Annotated in this window: 16 protein-coding genes; 11 read left to right on the top strand and 5 right to left on the bottom strand. The window is 72.0% G+C overall.

The annotated features are described in order from the left end of the window. Positions 1-85: 85 nt before the first annotated feature. Positions 86-769 (bottom strand): glycerophosphodiester phosphodiesterase, encoded by a 684-nt coding sequence (locus ACFWZH_RS12120; protein ID WP_384428396.1) that lies wholly within the window; start codon positions 767-769, stop codon positions 86-88. A gap of 466 nt (positions 770-1,235) precedes the next feature. Here ACFWZH_RS12120 and ACFWZH_RS12125 point away from each other — a divergent pair, with 466 nt between their 5' ends. The 4 genes from ACFWZH_RS12125 to ACFWZH_RS12140 all read left to right on the top strand — a co-directional run bounded on the left by ACFWZH_RS12125 (position 1,236) and on the right by ACFWZH_RS12140 (position 5,451). Next, positions 1,236-2,633 carry a DUF6421 family protein gene (locus ACFWZH_RS12125; RefSeq protein WP_384428398.1) on the top strand — a complete coding sequence of 466 codons (1,398 nt, stop codon included), beginning with the start codon at positions 1,236-1,238 and terminating at the stop codon, positions 2,631-2,633. After that, entirely contained in the window at positions 2,630-3,454 is an 825-nt protein-coding gene (locus tag ACFWZH_RS12130; protein ID WP_384428400.1) for an SDR family NAD(P)-dependent oxidoreductase, read from the top strand. The genes ACFWZH_RS12125 and ACFWZH_RS12130 overlap by 4 nt, the downstream gene beginning before the upstream one ends. Beyond that, complete coding sequence (locus ACFWZH_RS12135; RefSeq protein ID WP_384428402.1) at positions 3,433-4,521, top strand: threonine aldolase family protein; 1,089 nt, start codon at positions 3,433-3,435, stop codon at positions 4,519-4,521. The genes ACFWZH_RS12130 and ACFWZH_RS12135 overlap by 22 nt, the downstream gene beginning before the upstream one ends. A gap of 225 nt (positions 4,522-4,746) precedes the next feature. Further along, the gene (locus ACFWZH_RS12140) at positions 4,747-5,451 is read left to right on the top strand and encodes a B3/4 domain-containing protein (RefSeq protein ID WP_384428404.1); all 705 of its coding nucleotides are present in this window, start codon (positions 4,747-4,749) and stop codon (positions 5,449-5,451) included. 75 nt (positions 5,452-5,526) lie between these two features. Here ACFWZH_RS12140 and ACFWZH_RS12145 read toward each other — a convergent pair whose 3' ends face one another. Beyond that, entirely contained in the window at positions 5,527-6,234 is a 708-nt protein-coding gene (locus ACFWZH_RS12145) for a lysophospholipid acyltransferase family protein (protein WP_384428406.1), read from the bottom strand. Between the two features lie 165 nt (positions 6,235-6,399). Then, complete coding sequence (locus ACFWZH_RS12150; RefSeq protein ID WP_384428408.1) at positions 6,400-6,816, bottom strand: DUF4395 domain-containing protein; 417 nt, start codon at positions 6,814-6,816, stop codon at positions 6,400-6,402. A gap of 75 nt (positions 6,817-6,891) precedes the next feature. On the opposite strand from ACFWZH_RS12150, the gene ACFWZH_RS12155 reads away from it, so the two are divergent. The 4 genes from ACFWZH_RS12155 to ACFWZH_RS12170 all read left to right on the top strand — a co-directional run bounded on the left by ACFWZH_RS12155 (position 6,892) and on the right by ACFWZH_RS12170 (position 10,063). Further along, positions 6,892-7,320, top strand: a complete 429-nt coding sequence (locus ACFWZH_RS12155) for a TlpA family protein disulfide reductase (protein WP_384428410.1) — start codon at positions 6,892-6,894, stop codon at positions 7,318-7,320. A gap of 225 nt (positions 7,321-7,545) precedes the next feature. After that, positions 7,546-8,052: a flavin reductase family protein gene (locus ACFWZH_RS12160; RefSeq protein ID WP_384428587.1), complete on the top strand. Its 507-nt coding sequence runs from the start codon at positions 7,546-7,548 to the stop codon at positions 8,050-8,052. A gap of 212 nt (positions 8,053-8,264) precedes the next feature. After that, positions 8,265-9,050 carry an electron transfer flavoprotein subunit beta/FixA family protein gene (locus ACFWZH_RS12165; protein WP_384428412.1) on the top strand — a complete coding sequence of 262 codons (786 nt, stop codon included), beginning with the start codon at positions 8,265-8,267 and terminating at the stop codon, positions 9,048-9,050. A 50-nt stretch (positions 9,051-9,100) separates the two neighbouring features. Next, positions 9,101-10,063, top strand: a complete 963-nt coding sequence (locus tag ACFWZH_RS12170; protein WP_384428414.1) for an electron transfer flavoprotein subunit alpha/FixB family protein — start codon at positions 9,101-9,103, stop codon at positions 10,061-10,063. Positions 10,064-10,158: 95 nt separating this feature from the next. Here the strand turns inward: ACFWZH_RS12170 and ACFWZH_RS12175 are convergent, their stop codons facing one another. After that, the gene (locus ACFWZH_RS12175; protein ID WP_384428416.1) at positions 10,159-10,677 is read right to left on the bottom strand and encodes a DinB family protein; all 519 of its coding nucleotides are present in this window, start codon (positions 10,675-10,677) and stop codon (positions 10,159-10,161) included. 202 nt (positions 10,678-10,879) lie between these two features. Here ACFWZH_RS12175 and ACFWZH_RS12180 point away from each other — a divergent pair, with 202 nt between their 5' ends. Further along, positions 10,880-12,151, top strand: coding sequence for a DUF6986 family protein (locus ACFWZH_RS12180; RefSeq protein WP_384428418.1), 1,272 nt, complete (start codon positions 10,880-10,882; stop codon positions 12,149-12,151). Between the two features lie 476 nt (positions 12,152-12,627). Here the strand turns inward: ACFWZH_RS12180 and ACFWZH_RS12185 are convergent, their stop codons facing one another. Beyond that, the gene (locus ACFWZH_RS12185; RefSeq protein ID WP_384428420.1) at positions 12,628-13,665 is read right to left on the bottom strand and encodes a LacI family DNA-binding transcriptional regulator; all 1,038 of its coding nucleotides are present in this window, start codon (positions 13,663-13,665) and stop codon (positions 12,628-12,630) included. 142 nt (positions 13,666-13,807) lie between these two features. On the opposite strand from ACFWZH_RS12185, the gene ACFWZH_RS12190 reads away from it, so the two are divergent. Continuing rightward, positions 13,808-14,764: an ROK family protein gene (locus tag ACFWZH_RS12190; protein ID WP_384428422.1), complete on the top strand. Its 957-nt coding sequence runs from the start codon at positions 13,808-13,810 to the stop codon at positions 14,762-14,764. Between the two features lie 117 nt (positions 14,765-14,881). Next, positions 14,882-17,050: a protein kinase gene (locus tag ACFWZH_RS12195; RefSeq protein ID WP_384428424.1), complete on the top strand. Its 2,169-nt coding sequence runs from the start codon at positions 14,882-14,884 to the stop codon at positions 17,048-17,050. Positions 17,051-17,072: the final 22 nt, after the last annotated feature.

The raw sequence follows: 17,072 nt of genomic DNA on the forward strand, positions 1-17,072 counted from the left end.
TCTGTCGAGATCATTGCGGAAAACGTCCGCATGCTGGAAGTCCGTTGCGCGCCTGTGAACTGCGGATTTCCCCGGCGGGCGGCCGCTACGCGGTGAAGCGCACCGCCCGGCGGATCTCCGGCATGTCCGTCACCACGCCGTCCAGGCCCAGGCCGCGCGCCAGCCGGAGCTGATCGTGGGTGTTGACCGTCCAGCCCAGCACCTTCAGATGCGCGGCGTGCGCCCGCTCGACGAGTTCGAGGGTGAGCCGGCGGATGTTCAGCGAGAGCATCGACGCGCCGACGGCCTGTGCGCGGTCGACGACGTCCGCGCCGTAGCGGCTGCCGACCAGTGCGGTGCGCACCCCCGGCAGCAGGGTGCGGATCGCGGCCAGCGCCTCGTCGTGGAAGGAGATGACGTCCACCCGGCCGGTCAGGTCGCGCGACCGCATCACCTCGGCCAGCGCCTGCGCGGCCGCGACGTCCTTGATCTCGGCCTGCAGCGGCGCCTTGACCGCCTCCAGGACCTCCTCGAAGACGGGGATCCGCTCGCCCTGCCCGGCGTCCAGCTCGCGCAGCTCGGCCAGGGTGCGCTCGGCGATCGGCCCGGCGCCGTCGGTGGTGCGGTCCACGTCCGCGTCGTGCATCACCACGAGCGCGCCGTCCTTGCTCAGATGCAGATCCAGTTCGATGACATCGAGGCCTTCGTGCTCGGCGCGTACGAAGGAGCGCAGGGTGTTCTCCGGCTCCACGCCCATGATCCCGCGGTGTCCGATGGTGAGAAAGGACAAGGCTGCCTCGCTTCTGTCGGCTCGGTACTGCTGTCGGCTCTTTGTCAGTGTCGACCGTCGACCGTCGGCAACGGCGTTCCGAAATGGCGTTCAGCCTAACGGGGACAAGTGCAGATGAACCGGTTGCGGACGCAACCACGGTGTGTCCAGTACGGGTACCCGCCATATCCGGCCCGCAGACCGCTCTTCTGCCGGCGGGGGCGGCGTCCCGCCCGGCCCTGACGGCGGCCGTGTGGCATATGCCATAGGGCCGTCCGGTCGAGTCCGCGCTGGATGCGCAGACCGGGAGGAAGCCCGGAATCCCTTGGCGCTACAGGCAGGAAGTCCCGCCGATAGCACGACCCGCAGGAAAAAGATGCGCGAGTGCCGGGTGTCGGCAGAAAAATTTTCAGCTGGCCCACTTGAGTGAGGGAACCTTGCCTGGTTACCGTGTGCTGACAAGACGATCTACCGCCGGAGGGCAGTCATGACGGAAATTCTTTCGCCTGTGGGTGTCCGGGAAGGCACTCCGACCGCAGAGCGTGTCGTGGAGCACCCGGCGTGGCCCGTCCTGAAGGACGCGGTCGAGACCATCCGGCCCTGGCAGTCCAAGGACGGTTCGATCGATCTGACGGCGGAGGGCGCGCCGAAGGCCGAGGCCGTCCGCGCCGAGGTCGAGCGGGTCGCCGCGGCCGTCACGGAGCTGGGCGCGCTGCTGCCGCACAACGCGGCCTACCACCAGGCGCTCGTCACCGACCTGCGCCGCTGGGCCGACGACGGCTTCGGCGTGCCGGACTTCCTGGACTCGCTGCTCGCCTTCCAGCCCGCGCAAGCGCGCGCCGACGGCCTCCAGCACCTCGTGCTGTTCCCCATGTACACCCAGAACGGCAACCCGAACCGCAACTTCGAGGCCGTCGTCCTGCGCATGGTCTGGCCCGAGTGGCTCTCGGAGCTGGAGCGCACCCGCTACGACAACCCCCTGTTCCTCGGCATCACCTTCGAGGACTTCACGGCCGGCTACGACACCCACTCCGCCGTGCTCTTCCCGGAGACCATCGCGGTGCGCGAGGCCCCCGAGCGGTTCAGCTGGGGCGGCATCTTCTGCGACCGCGAGGCCGCCCGCTTCCGCCGGGTCAGCCACGCCGCCGTCGAGACGCTCGGCCTGGAACTCCCGCGGGACATCCGCGAGATGCTCGACGACCAGGAGCGCTGCCAGGAGGCGTTCGTGCTGTGGGACATGGTGCACGACCGCACCCACAGCCACGGTGACCTGCCGTTCGACCCGTTCATGATCAAGCAGCGCCAGCCGTTCTGGATGTACGGCCTGGAGGAGCTGCGCTGCGACCTCACCGCCTTCAAGGAGGCCGTGAAGCTGGAGGCCGAGGGGTACTCCCAGGCCCGCGACGTGCAGTTCGCAGTGATCTTCGACCGGATGTTCCGGTTCCCCGTGTCCGGCGACCGGATCCGCAACTACGACGGCCTCGGCGGCCAGCTGCTCTTCGCGTACCTGCACAAGCACGACGTCGTACGCTGGACGGACAACACACTGCACATCGACTGGGAGCGGGCGCCCAAGGTCACCAACCAGCTGTGCGGCGAGATCGAAAAGCTCTACCGCGACGGCATCGACCGGCCCAAGCTGGTCCACTGGTTCGCCGCGTACGACCTCGTCTCGACCTACCTCGCACCGCACCCGGGTTCGGTCTGGGCCAAGGGCCCCGACGCCCTCGACCTGGACCAACCGCCGCGCAAACTCGTGGACGACGTGCTGCCCGACGAGTTCCCGCTGAGCATGTTCTACGAGGCGCTCGCCAAGAAGCTGCGCGCTGTGATCACCTCTACCAAGGGCATCACGGCCCACAGCGACGTGCTGGCGGCGGCATGAACAACGACCGGAACACCCGGCCACAGGCCGTCCAGGAGCAGGACGAGGAGGCGACGGAGATGGTTACTTCGACGGGCGGCCAGGGGCCGCTGGAGGGTGCGGTCATCGCGGTGGCGGGAGCGGCCGGACCGGCCGGCCGCGCCACCCTGCTGCGGCTGGCCGAAGCGGGGGCCGTGGTCGTCGGCTCGGACTCCAACCCCGAGCGGCTGGCGGAGGCCGTGGACGCGGCCCGCTACGCGCACGGCGGCGCCACGGTCATAGGAGACACCGTCGACCTCCTCGACCCGGACCAGACCCGCGAGTGGGCGGCCCGTACGGAGAAGGAATTCGGCCGGATCGACGGCCTGGTGCACCTCGTCGGCGGCTGGCGCGGTTCGTCGACGTTCGCGGAGACCGACCTGGCGGACTGGGACCTCCTGCACAAGCTGCTGATCCGCACCGTCCAGCACACCTCCCTCGCCTTCCACGAGCCCCTGGAGCGGAGCGGCAACGGCCGATTCCTGCTGATCAGCGCGGCCGGCGCCTCGAAGCCCACCGGCGGCAACGCCGCCTACGCGGCCTCCAAGGCCGCCGCCGAGGCCTGGACGCTGGCCATGGCGGACGGTTTCCGCAAGTCGGGGGGCGAGGAGGGGCCGCGCGCCGCGGCTGCCATCCTGGTCGTGAAGGCGCTCGTCAACGACCAGATGCGCGCCGAGCGACCGAACGCAAAGTTCGCGGGCTTCACGGACGTCACGGAGCTGGCCGAGGCCATCGCCGGCGTCTGGAGCCGGCCCGCCCAGGAAGTGAATGGACAGCGTCTGTGGCTGACCCCCGAGCCGTGACCGGAGCGAAGACCGACGCCCGGCAGCACCACGACCCCCAGGTACGCGGCTTCGCCAGCGACAACTACGCGGGCGCCCACCCCGAGGTCCTGGCCGCGCTCGCCCTCGCCAACGGCGGCCACCAGGTCGCCTACGGCGAGGACGACTACACCGCACACCTCCAGCGGGTCTTCCGCAGCCACTTCGGGCAGCGCGCCGAGGCGTTCCCGGTGTTCAACGGCACCGGCGCCAACGTCGTCGCCCTCCAGGCCGTGACCGACCGCTGGGGCGCGGTGGTCGCCGCCGAGACCGCACACATCAACGTCGACGAGTGCGGTGCGCCGGAGCGGGTCGGCGGGCTCAAGCTGCTGACCGTACCCACCGAGGACGGCAAGCTCACCCCCGAGCTGATCGACCGCCAGGCATGGGGCTGGGACGACGAGCACCGCGCCATGCCGCAGGTCGTCTCGATCGCCCAGAGCACGGAGCTGGGCACGGTCTACACGCCCGACGAGATCCGGGCGATCTGCGAACACGCCCATGAGCGCGGCATGGTGGTGCATCTGGACGGGTCGCGGATAGCCAACGCCGCGGCGACCCTCGACGTCCCGATGCGGGCCTTCACCAACGCGGTGGGCGTCGACATCCTCTCCTACGGCGGCACGAAGAACGGCGCGGTCTTCGGCGAGGCCGTGGTCGTGCTCAACCCCGACCGGGTGCGTGCGATGAAGCATCTGCGCAAGCTGTCCATGCAGCTCGCCTCCAAGATGCGCTTCGTCTCGGTCCAGCTGGAGGCGCTGCTCGCCAAGGACCTGTGGCTGCGCAACGCCCGGCACGCCAACACCATGGCGCAGCGGCTGGCGGCCGGCGTGCGGGCGATCGACGGGGTGGAGATCCTCTATCCGGTCCAGTCCAACGCGGTCTTCGCGCGGCTGCCGCATGACGTCAGCGAGCGGCTGCAGAAGCGCTTCCGCTTCTACTTCTGGGACGAGCAGGCCGGCGATGTGCGCTGGATGTGCGCCTTCGACACCACGGTGGAGGACGTCGACGGGTTCGTCGAGGCACTGCGGGAGGAGATCGCTCGGTAGGGCCTGTCCGCGGGGTCCGTCCGGTGGTCGTGGCAGGTCGCGAGGCGACGGCGGGCCGACCGCGAAGGTGGCAAGCGAGTCCAGCGCAGTGGAAAGTTCACTGCGCTGGACTTCGTGGTGCAGTTTGCTGAACTGTTCCTGGGCGTGCTCCAATGCCTCCAGGTGGCCGGCCGTCGACCGGTCCCGGCTCGCAGCTACTCCCACCGATCTTCGAGGAACGGCCCCATGCCCAGCCCGACCTGCCCCCTGCACGTCTCCGACGAGGTGCGCGCCCTGGCGCCCGGCTTCGGCTACCTCGCCGTCGAAGCGCACGGTCTGACCAACGGGCCCAGTGACGAGCTGAGCTCCGGGCTCCTGGACGAGGCCACCCGCCGGCTGGCCGGACGTCTCGACGGCCGTGCCCCGCAGGACGACCCGCACATCGCCGCCTGGCGCGCCGCCTACAGCGCCTTCGGCAGCAAGCCGTCGCGCACCCGGAACTCCGCCGAGGCGCTGGCCAAGCGTGCGCTCGCGGACGGGCTGCCGCGCATCAACCGGCTCGTCGACCTCTACAACGCCATCAGCGTCGCCCACCTCGTTCCGGTGGGCGGCGAGGACCTGGACCGGATCCAGGGCGGAATGCGGCTGGTCCGGGCCGCCGGCGACGAGCCGTTCGCGACGGCGGCCGGCGGCGCCGAGGTCGTCGAGCACCCCGATGCCGGCGAGGTCGTCTGGTGCGACGACGAGGGCGTCACCTGCCGCCGCTGGAACTGGCGCCAGGGCGTCCGCACCCGTCTCACCGAGGACTCCGTCAGCGCCCTCTTCCTACTGGAGCGGATGGCCCCGATGACGCTCGACGAGCTGACGTCCGCGGGCGCCGAACTGGCCGAGGCACTGCAGAAGGCCTGCCCCGACGCCCGGATCGAGATCGGTGACGTCTGGTCCGGGTGACCGGGGCCGGACGTCGATCAGCCGCCGAAGGTGAACCCTTCGGCGGCTGATGTCGTGGTGGGGTGCCGGCTGCGGCTACGCGCCGGGCGCCGGTGCGGTGCCGCCCAGGTGCGCCGGGATCCACCAGGTGTCCTCGGGGCCCTTGGGGCGCACGGGGTAGGCGCGCTGGGCCGCCTCCAGCAGGTCCTGCACCCGGGACCGCACCCGGTCGGTGATCTTCTCCGCCTGCTCGGCGGGATCTGCCTCCAGCGGCTCGCCGACCCGGATGGTTATGGGGAAGTGGTTGCGGCCCAGATTGCGCTTGTGGCCCTTGGTCCACAGGCGCTGGGTGCCCCACAGCGCCACCGGGAGCAGTGGCACCCCGGCCTCCTGGGCCAGCCGGGCCGCACCCGACTTGAAGTTCTTCAGGGTGAAGGACTCCGAGATCGTCGCCTCGGGGAACACCCCGATGATCTCGCCCGAACGCAGTGCGGACAGCGCGTGCTTGTAGGCGTGCATTCCCTGCGCGCGGTCGACCGGAATGTGCTTCATCGCACGCATCAGCGGCCCCGACACCTTGTGCCGGAACACCGACTCCTTCGCCATGAAGCGCACCAGCCGCTTCGCCGGCCGGGCCGTCAGCCCGGCGAAGACGAAGTCGAGGTACCCGATGTGATTGCTCACCAGCACCGCCCCGCCGCGGCGCGGAATGTTCTCCGTCCCGGCGATGTCGAATTTGAGATCGAGCGCCTTGAAGAGCGTGCGTGCGGCGCCGATCACCGGCGGATAGACGAGCTCTGCCATTGTCCGGAGGACCCCTTTTTCCCTTTTCGATGCCTGGGGAGGGTTCTCCCGGCGGAAACCTACGCAGGCGTAACTGCGGCTTTCGGGAGATCGTGCCCGATCGAGGCCGCGGCGGCCAGCGTGCCGGGCGCCGCGGACGCGAGATTCTCGTCACGTGGGACCGGGTCAGCCCACCGTTCGCCGCAGCACAAGGTACATCTCGCACCCCAGGCAGTACCCGAAAGCGGCATTGAGGAAGGCCGCCGCCAGTGCGCATCCGGTGGCCGCGAGCCCCAGCCACTGCGGGCCCGCGAAGTAGCCGACCAGCCCCACCAGCGCGAAGAACAGCCCCACGCTCTGGGCGAAGCGCGGCGGGGCCGGGTCCTCGAAATCGGTTGGTGCGGACAGCCGGGGACGCACCGCCGTCCTGAACAGCCAGGCGTAGGGGGAGCGCTGGACACCGGCCGCCGCCCCGACGGCGAAGACCAGGGCCTGCAGGGCCAGCAGCCAGCCGCTCCCGCTGATCAGCACGGCCGCCAGCACCACCGTCGACAGCACCGCCCCGAACCTCGGACCGCGTACGTCAATCCTCTCGACACTCATGCCCCCACCCTCCCGCAGACCGGACCGTTCGCGGCACCGGGAATTCTTTCGGTCTGGTGAACGCTGCATCCCACGATGACTGGACTCATGGTGTGCATCGCGGTACTCGCGGCGGCGAGCGCCTTCGGCGTGTGGCACCGGCGCCGCAATGGGAGGCTGACGGTGCGAAAGCGGGACGAACGGGACGGGGTGCCGCGGCTCGGCGCCGCGGCGATCGGCCGGGAGCTGGGGGAGCGGGCCACCCTGCTGCAGTTCTCCAGCGCCTTCTGCCAGCCCTGCCGTGCCACCCGCCGCACGCTCGCCGAGGTCGCCGAGATGGTCGAGGGGGTGGCCCATGTGGAGATCGACGCCGAGGCCCGTCTCGACCTCGTACGGGAGCTGAACGTGCTGCGGACCCCCACCGTTCTGGTCCTCGACGCGGACGGCGCGATCGTGCGCCGCGCCTCGGGGCAGCCCCGCAAGGCCGACGTGATAGCGGCGCTGGGAGAGGCCGTCCGTGATTGATCTCCCAGATGCCGGGCGGCCCTTGACGCTCTGGGTCACCCGTCGTCACTCTGACGTGATGCGGCCAGGAACCCTTCTCTACGGACGCGCCCACGTCGACCTTCTGCGGACTGCCAGCGCCCGCTGTCCGGGCGTGTGAGCGACGACGACACCTCCGCCGTCGGTGGCCGCGCGGTTGCCGGCGGCTCCGCCCGGGCCCGTACACCACAGCAGAAGGACAACTCCATGACGGCCTCGCCCGATCTCGGCACGCCTCGCGCCGCCTCCCCCGAACTCCTGCGCTCCGTCTTCCGGCAGCACGCCGCCGGTGTCGCGGTGATCACCGCACGGGGCTCCGGCCCGGTCGGCTTCACCGCCACCTCCCTGACCTCCGTCGCCGCCGATCCGCCACTGCTGTCGTTCGGCATCGGCACCGGCGCCTCCAGCTGGCCGGCCGTCTCCGAGGCCGCGCACATAGGCGTCCACATACTCGGCGAGCACCAACAGGAGCTGGCCGCCACCTTCGCGAAAAGCGGCGCCGACCGCTTCGGCCCCGCCACCTCCTGGCGCACCGGCCCCGAAGGCGTGCCCCTGCTCGACGGTGTGCTGGCCTGGCTGGTGTGCGAGGTCGTGGCCCGTGTCCCGGCCGGCGACCACCGCATCGTGCTCGCCCGGCCCGTCGTCGGCGACCCCGCGGGGCCCGGCCGTCCGCTGCTGTACCACCAAGGTCGCTTCAACGCGCTGCGGGACTGACGGGTTCCCGTTCCGCTTCGTCGTCCCCCGATCAGGGCCGTTGGCAAGGTCACATTTCGACAGCCTTGATTCGGGGCACGAGACTGGATGTACTGGTGGGTAACATGACGGTCGGCGCGGGGATCCGCAACCAACCGGGAGCCGCCCCAACAGGCGCCTATGCTGCCAGCACAAGGCAGTTCTGAAGAGACGAAGCAGGTAGGAGAGCCGGCGTGAGCTTGAGGATCGTTGTCTGTGTGAAGTACGTGCCCGACGCCACCGGCGACCGGCACTTCGCCGAGGACCTGACCGTCGACCGTGACGACGTGGACGGTCTGCTCTCGGAGCTCGACGAGTACGCCGTCGAGCAGGCCCTGCAGATCAAGGAAGCCGCCGACGACGCGGAGATCACGGTCGTGACCGTCGGTCCCGAGGACGCCAACGACGCGCTGCGCAAGGCCCTGTCGATGGGCGCCGACAAGGCCGTCCACGTCGAGGACGACGACCTGCACGGCACCGACGCGCTCGGCACCTCGCTCGTGCTCGCCAAGGCCATCGAGAAGACCGGCTACGACCTGGTCGTCTGCGGTATGGCCTCCACCGACGGCACGATGGGTGTGCTGCCGGCGCTGCTCGCCGAGCGGCTGAACGTCCCTCAGGTCACCCAGCTCTCCGAGGTCTCCGTAGCCGACGGCAAGGTCACCGGCCGCCGGGACGGCGACTCCGCCAGCGAGCAGCTGGAGGCCGCGCTGCCGGCCGTCGTGTCCGTCACCGACCAGTCGGGTGAGGCGCGCTACCCCTCCTTCAAGGGCATCATGGCCGCCAAGAAGAAGCCGGTGGAGTCCCTGGACCTGGACGACCTGGGGATCGACGCGGACGAGGTCGGCCTGGAGGGCGCCTGGACCAAGGTCGAGGACGCGACCGAGCGCCCGGCGCGCACGGCGGGCACGATCGTCAAGGACGAGGGCGAGGGCGGCAAGCAGCTCGCCGAGTTCCTCGCGGGCCAGAAGTTCATCTGAGCCCGTCCGCACCTCAACCGCCCTCATTCTTCCCGCAGGAGAACAATCCCATGGCTGAAGTCCTTGTCTACGTCGACCACGTCGACGGTGCCGTCCGCAAGCCCACCCTCGAACTGCTCACCCTCGCCCGCCGCATCGGCGAGCCGGTGGCCGTTCACCTCGGCCCGAACGCCGAGGAGGCCGCCAAGGTCCTCGGCGAGCACGGCGCCGTGAAGGTGCTGGCCGCCGACGCCCCCGAGTTCACCGAGTACCTCGTCGCCCCCAAGGTCGACGCGCTGCAGGCCGCCTACGACGCGGTCTCCCCGGCCGCCGTGCTGCTGCCGTCCTCCGCGGAGGGCAAGGAGATCGGCGCCCGCCTCGCGGTCCGCATCGGCTCCGGCATCATCACCGACGCGGTCGACCTGGAGGCCGGCGACGAGGGCCCGGTGGCCACGCAGTCCGTCTTCGCGGCCTCGTACACCACCAAGTCCCGCGTCTCCAAGGGCACCCCGGTCATCACCGTCAAGCCCAACTCCGCCGCCCCGGAGGTCGCCCCGGCCGCCGGCACGGTCGAGCAGCTCGCGGTGACCGTCGCCGACTCCTCCAAGGGCACCAAGGTCGTCTCGCGCACCCCGCGCGAGTCGACCGGCCGCCCGGAGCTGACCGAGGCCGCGATCGTGGTCTCCGGTGGCCGCGGCGTCAACGGCGCCGAGAACTTCCCGGTCATCGAGGCGCTCGCCGACTCGCTCGGCGCGGCCGTCGGCGCCTCGCGCGCCGCGGTGGACGCCGGCTGGTACCCGCACACCAACCAGGTCGGCCAGACCGGTAAGTCGGTCTCGCCGCAGCTGTACATCGCGGCGGGCATCTCCGGCGCGATCCAGCACCGTGCCGGTATGCAGACCTCGAAGACCATCGTCGCCATCAACAAGGACGCCGAGGCGCCGATCTTCGAGCTGGTCGACTACGGCGTGGTCGGCGACCTGTTCGACGTCGTCCCGGCGCTCACCGAAGAGGTCAAGTCCCGCAAGGGCTGAGCCCGTCGGGCCGTCGGGCCCGCTTCGGCAACCGCACGAGGCCCCGTACGCGCGGTGCGTACGGGGCCTCGTGCTGCCGTGGTCCGGGCGGGGTCTCAGTCGCCGGTCGCGCCGTCGATCCGCTCGCGCAGCAGGTCCGCGTGGCCGTTGTGGCGCGCGTACTCCTCGATCATGTGGACGTAGATCCAGCGCAGGCTCAGCGTGCGACCGGGGCGCGCGGTGAAGGTCTCGTCCAGCCCGCGGTCGGCTACCGCCTTGTCGCAGGCCTCGATCTCGGCGCGGAGGGCGGCGAAGTCCGCCTCGGCGGCGGCCGGGTCCAGGTCGTCGAAGTCGGCGTCGGGGTTCTCTTCGGTGAAGTGGTGGTTGCCGATCCGTTCGCCGGCGAAGCGTATGCGGAACCACGAGCGTTCCACGTCCGTCATGTGGCGTACCAGGCCGAGCAGCGTGAGGCTGGACGGCGGGCTGCTCCGCTCGGCGAGCTGGTCGGCCGTGAGCCCGGTGCACTTGGCGAGCAGGGTGTCGCGGTGGAAGTCGAGCCAGCCCTGCAGCATCTCCCGCTCGCCGGCCACGGTCGGGAGTTCTCTGCGCTGGACGGAGGGTGCGATCCATGTCATGAGGGCGAGTCTGGTCGGCTCCGCCGGGGCGCGCCACGGATTTGTGGAAGGCGGTCGCGCGCCCGTGACCTGCGCCGCCTCGGAGGGGAGGGTGTTGACCTCGCCAACCGACACAGTTAACTTCGCTCTACGGATTGTTGATTCCGTTAAGCGGAAAACGCTCGTGCGGTGGCGCCGGGCGTAAGCACCGGGAGGGTATCGAATGGGGCAGCAGGAGACCGTGGCGACGAGCCTCGCGGACACCGTACGCGAGGGAATCGGAGCCGCCCTCGCCGAGGTGGACGCGGATCTGGCCCGGCGCTACCCCGGTGATCCCGGCACCCGCCAGCCGGTGCACACGGTCTACGTACCCGGCGACGTCTTCACCGCCGGCACCCTGCGCTCCTGGGGCGACCAGGCGCTCGCCGCCCTCGACGAGCACGCCCCCGACGCCGACGCGCTCGCCGCCGTCCTGGGCATCCCCGCAGAGCTCGCCGTCGACGTCCACGACCGCGTCCGGGCCAAGCTGACCCGTGAGCCCGTCGAGGACCTGCGGATCGACTTCGAGGACGGCTACGGCCCCCGCCCCGACGCCGAGGAGGACGAGGCCGCGGCCCGCGCCGCCGCCCTGGTCGCCGCCGCCTACCGCGACGGCACCGCGGCCCCCTACATGGGCATCCGGATGAAGTGCATGGAGGCCGCCGTCCGCGACCGCGGCATCCGCACCCTCGACATCTTCCTCACCGGCCTGATGGAGGCCGGCGGCCTGCCGGACGGCCTGGTCCTCACGCTCCCCAAGGTGACCTACGCCGAGCAGGTCACGGCCATGGTCCGGTTGCTGGAGGCCTTCGAGAAGGCGCGCGGCCTGGAGAGCGGCCGGATCGGCTTCGAGATCCAGATCGAGACCACCCAGTCCATCCTGGGCGCCGACGGCCGCGCCACCGTCGCCCGCATGATCGAGGCCGCCGAGGGGCGCGCCACCTCGCTGCACTACGGCACCTTCGACTACAGCGCCTCCTGCGGCGTCAGCGCCGCCCACCAGTCCCTCGACCACCCGGTGGCCGACCACGCCAAGGCCGTCATGCAGGTGGCCGCCGCGGGCACGGGGGTCCGGCTGTCCGACGGCTCGACGAACGTCCTGCCCGTGGGCCCCACCGCCCAGGTCCACGACGCCTGGCGGCTGCACCACGGCCTCGTCCGCCGCTCGCTGGCCCGCGCCTACTACCAGGGCTGGGACATGCACCCGGCCCATCTGCCGACCCGTTACGCGGCGGTCTACGCCTTCTACCGCGAGGGCCTCGAACAGGCCGCGGCCCGCCTCGCGGCCTACGTGGCCAAGGCCGGCGGCGACGTCATGGACGAGCCCGCCACCGCCAAGGCCCTCAGCGGCTACCTCCTGCGCGGCCTGGACTGCGGCGCGGTCGACCTCTCCGAGGTCGCCCGCCTGACGGGGCTGACGCGGGCGGACCTTGATGGGCTGGCTGGTCGCCGGTAGCTGCGCTTGGCCTGCCTCCCACGTTTTTGGCTTTCCCGCCGTGGTGGTTTTTCGCCGTTGCGCCTGGCGGCGGGCCCCTCCGCTGCGCTTTGCTGCGGCCGACTTATTCGGCTTTCGCACCGTTTCGCCTGCGGCGGGCGGTTGTTTGTCGGGTGCGGTGACAGCCCTACGGACTCCGTCCTGCGGTCTGTCCCCTCCCGTGGGTGGATGGGAAGGAGGCCGGTGGGGGCGGGCCCCATCCGTCGACTACCGGCACATGAACGCCGACGTTCAGCCCCACCGGTCTCCTCCCCTCCCACTCACGGGAGGGGGCGGACCGCAGGACGAAGTCCGGAGGGCCGCACCCGCTGCCGAAAACGCCCCGCGCAGCGGCACCCAGCCCGCCGCTGGGGGTACCTCCCACGCCCTTAAGGCGGTGGGGGAGCAACGGCGACAAACCACCACGGCGGGAAAGCCGAAAACGTGGGAAGCGGACCCTACCCGCTTGGGGGGAGCTCCCCCGACCCCCGAGCGATCAGTCGCGTCGGGATTTCCTCGCGTCGTGGGGGGTCCGCGATGCCGTCCAGGCGGCGGAAGAGCAGACCGGCGGCCGTACGGCCCATGAGGGCCGGATCCTGGGCGACGACCGTGATCGCGGGCCGGACGAGATCGGCCAGCTCGAAGTCGTCGAAGCCGACCAGCGCGACCGGACGCGGGCGTTCGCCCAGGACGCGCACGGCGGTGACCGTGACGCGGTTGTTGCCCGCGAAGAGGGCCGTGACCGGCTGCGCCGCGTCCAGCATGGCGGCCGCGGCGGAGCGTACGCGGTCGGGTGCGGTGGAGCCCAGTGACACCCACGCCTCGTCGACGGGCAGGCCGGCGGCGGCCATTGCCGCGCGGTAGCCGCGCAGCCGCTCCTTCGCGGTGTGGATCCGCGGCTGGTCGCCGATGAAGCCGATCCGGCGGTGGCCGTGCGCGATCAGATGGGCCACCGCGTCCCGGGCGCCGCCGAAGTTGTCGGAGAGCACCGCGTCGGCGTCGATCCGGCCGGCCGGGCGGTCCACGAACACGGTGGCTATGCCGGCCGTGATCTCCGGCTCCAGATAGCGGTGGTCGTCACCGGCCGGAATGACGACGAGCCCGTCCACCCGCCGTGCGCACAGCGCCAGTACCAACTCCTGCTCCCGGGCCGGGTCCTCGGCGCTGGAGCCGTTGATCAGCAGGGCGCCGTGGCCGCGGGCGACCTCCTCGACGGCGCGGCTGAGCGGGCCGTAGAAGGGGTCGGCGAGATCCTCCAGTACGAGACCGATGCTGGCCGTACGGCCCTTGCGCAGGATCCGGGCGGAGTCGTTGCGGCGGAAGCCGAGGGCGGTGATGGCTTCCTGGACCCGGCGTTCGGTGTCCGGGGTGACGCCTGGTTCGCCGTTGACCACGCGGGATACCGTCTTGAGGCCGACCCCGGCGCGCGCCGCGACATCCTTCATCGTGGGCCGGGTGCCATAGCGGCGGGACGTGCCCCGCGCGGTGTCGGTCACGGTGTGCGGTCCTGATTCTGTCGGCGGCCTGGTGTGGCGTCGAGCATAGCCTCTAGACAACGTTGTCAATCGAGGGGAGACTATCGTTCGCACGCCGGGCCGGTACGCCCGGCCCCCGGGCCCACCAGGAGATTCCACACCGATGCAGACGGACCTCAGCGCAGCGTTGGACATTGGCGGCACGAAGATCGCCGGCGCTCTGGTGGACGCACACGGCAGACTGCTCGTACGGGCCAACCGGCCCACGCCCGCCGGTGGTGACGGGGCGACGGTGATGCGCGCGGTGGCCGAGGTGGTCCGGGAGCTGGCCGCGGCGCCGGATTGGGCGCGGGTGGCGGCGGTCGGCATCGGCAGCGCGGGACCGGTCGACGCCCACGCCGGTACGGTCAGTCCGGTCAACATCCCCGGATGGCGCGGCTTTCCGCTGGTCGCCGGAGTGCGGGCGCTCGTCGGGGAGCGCCCCGTCTCGCTGGTCGGCGACGGCGTCGCGATGACCGCGGCCGAGCACTGGCTGGGCGCCGCCCGCGGGCACGCCAACGCGCTGTGCATGGTGGTCTCCACCGGGGTCGGCGGCGGGCTCGTCCTCAACGGCCGGCTCCACCCGGGCCCTACGGGCAACGCCGGGCACATCGGCCACATCAGTGTCGACCTCGACGGCGACCCCTGTCCGTGCGGGGCCCGCGGCTGCGTCGAACGGATCGCCAGCGGCCCGCACATCGCCCGCCGGGCGCTGGCCGACGGCTGGCGGCCGGGCCCCGACGGCGACACCAGCGCCGCCGCCGTCGCCGCTTCCGCGCGCGCCGGCGACCGGATCGCGGTGCGCTCCTTCGAACGGGCCGCCCGGGCGCTGGCGGCCGGGATAGCCGCCACCGCCACCCTCGTCGAGATCGATATCGCGGTGATCGGCGGGGGTGTGGCCGGTGCGGGAGATGTCCTGTTCGCCCCGCTGCGCTCGGCCCTGCGCGACTACGCGACGCTGTCGTTCGTGCAGGACCTGACGGTCGTACCGGCTCAAATGGGGACGGATGCCGGGCTGGTGGGAGCCGCCGCGGCCGCCGCGCAACAGTCCCGTCTCGATGCGTTCGCCCCCACCCCCTGACGACACCACAGGCCCCCGCGCGCCCCTTAGTCTGTTGCCGATCGCGAGCTACGACGCCGTACGGGCGATGTGCACGGCGTACGCGCAACGACACGGGTATCGAGGGGATCTGCGACGGTGACACCGGGGGAGCGCGAGCAGCGCGAGGTGGACGAGACGCGTGCGGCGGACGGCGCGAGCGGATCCGGGGAGGCGGGCGGCGCGGGCGACGGCGCGCCCGTCGCGGCCGCCGCGAGCGGGCCCCGGCGCGGCCAGGACGCCGATCTGACCGGGCGGGTGCTCGGCGGCCGGTACCGAGTGACCGGACGGATCGGGCGCGGCGGCATGGGCGTGGTCTGCCGCGCGGTCGACGAGGTGCTGGGCCGCGAGGTCGCGGTCAAGGTCCTGCGCGCCTACACCGACGCCTCCGCGCCCGAGCTGGCCGATCTGCGGATCCGTATGCAGCGCGAGGCGCGGGCCGCGGCCCGTATCCGGCACTCCGGCGTGGTCACCGTCCACGACGTCATCGACGAGGACGGCCGGCCGGTCATCGTCATGGAGCTGGTGGACGGGCCTTCGCTGGACGACGCCCTGGAGCAGCGCGGCACCTTCGACCCCCGGGAGATCGCCCGGATCGGCGCCCAGGTGATGGACGCGCTGGACGCCGCCCATCAGGCGGGTGTGCTGCACCGCGATGTGAAGCCGGGCAATGTGCTGCTGGACGGATGGGGGCACCTCCCAGGCCGTTCAGGCACTGGGGGAGGGCGGGTGGTGCTCACCGACTTCGGCATCGCCAGCATCGAGGCCCCCGGCGACGGCGCGACCACCAACATCACCCGCAGCGGTGAACTGGTCGGCTCGCTCGACTATCTGCCGCCCGAGCGGGCGCAGGGCCAGGACCCCACCCCGGCCTCGGACATCTGGTCGCTGGGCATGACGCTGTACGCGGCCGTCGAGGGCGGCGGCGCGCCCTTCCGCCGTACGTCGGTGTGGTCGACGCTCACCGCGATCGTCACCGAGGCGCTGCCCGAGCCCCGGCGGGCCGGCCCGCTCACCCCCGTACTCCATGCACTGATGGCCAAGAACCCGGCCGACCGGCCGTCCGCCGCGCAGGCCCGGAGCCTGCTGCAGGAGGTGGCGGAGGGCCGCGAGCCCGCGGTCGGACCGGTCCCCGGTGCGCCGCATCTGCCCACGGCGACGGATCTGCGGCCGGTGGCCCCGCCACCGGCGCCGCAGGAGCCCGGCCCGCAGGGCGCGCCCGCCGGACCGGACCGCGCCGAGGGGCCGCCGGCCAGTTGGCTGTCGGGACCGGGGGCGCAGGTCGCCCCGGTGACACAGCCCACGCCCGCGCCGGTGCCGCCCGCGCCGCAGGAGCCCGGCCCGCAGGGCCCGTCCGCCGTGCCGGGCCCGCAGACACCGGGCTTCTCGTACCCCACCCCCGGCCCCGCCGCCGATCCGCCCGGTGTGGTGGCCGGCCCGCCCGTCGGCAGTACGGGCGCCCACCCTTATCCGGGCAGCCCGTCCGAGCGGGACACCGAGCGGCTGCCCGCCCGCGGCCGCCGCCGTGTCGCGCTGGCCGTGGCGGCGGTGCTCGCCGTCCTGGCGGCCGGTGGCGGAGTGACATATGCGCTGGTGGGCGGGGAGAAGGGCGAGAAGGTCGCGGAGGGCGGACGGCCGTCGGCGCAGCGGCCCGGGGCGCCCGGCGGTCCGGACACGCCGAGCCCGGCCACCGGCAAGGACGACGCCAAGGGCAAGGACAAGGACGAGAACGCGGGGAAGGGGAAGGACGGCGGGCGGAGCGCGTCGCCGTCCGCCTCGGACGGTCCCGCGGACGGCGACGCCTCCCACAAGCCCGAGCCCGGTGGCGCGGGCGGGGGTTCGGGCGAGCAGACCGGCGGTGCGGACGGCGGCCAGGGCGGAACCGACGGCGGCGGCTCGGGCGGTTCGGACGGCGGCGCGTCCGGGGGGTCCGGGGGCGGCACCAGCACGACCGGCGGCAGCGGTGGCGGTGACCCGACGCCGTCGACGTCGTGCGTGTCGATCGGCGGCGGCAAGACCAACTGCGACGTCTGGCGGACCGCGAACTCCTACACCGCCTCCTTCCAGCAGGTCGGCACCCTGAACATGGGCACCAACTACTTCTACTGCCAGGCGAATCTGGGCCGCCGCGAGACGTACGGGGAGTGGACGAACGTCTGGTGGGCCAAGACCGATGACGACAGCGGCAATTCCGGGGTCTATGTGAGCGTCGTCTACCTCAAGGGCGGCGCGAACGACCAGCCCATCCCCGGGCTGCCCACCTGCTGACCACCGGGTCCGCGGACCGGAT

It is taken from the genome of Streptomyces sp. NPDC059008, assembly GCF_042749045.1.
GTDB lineage: Bacteria > Actinomycetota > Actinomycetes > Streptomycetales > Streptomycetaceae > Streptomyces.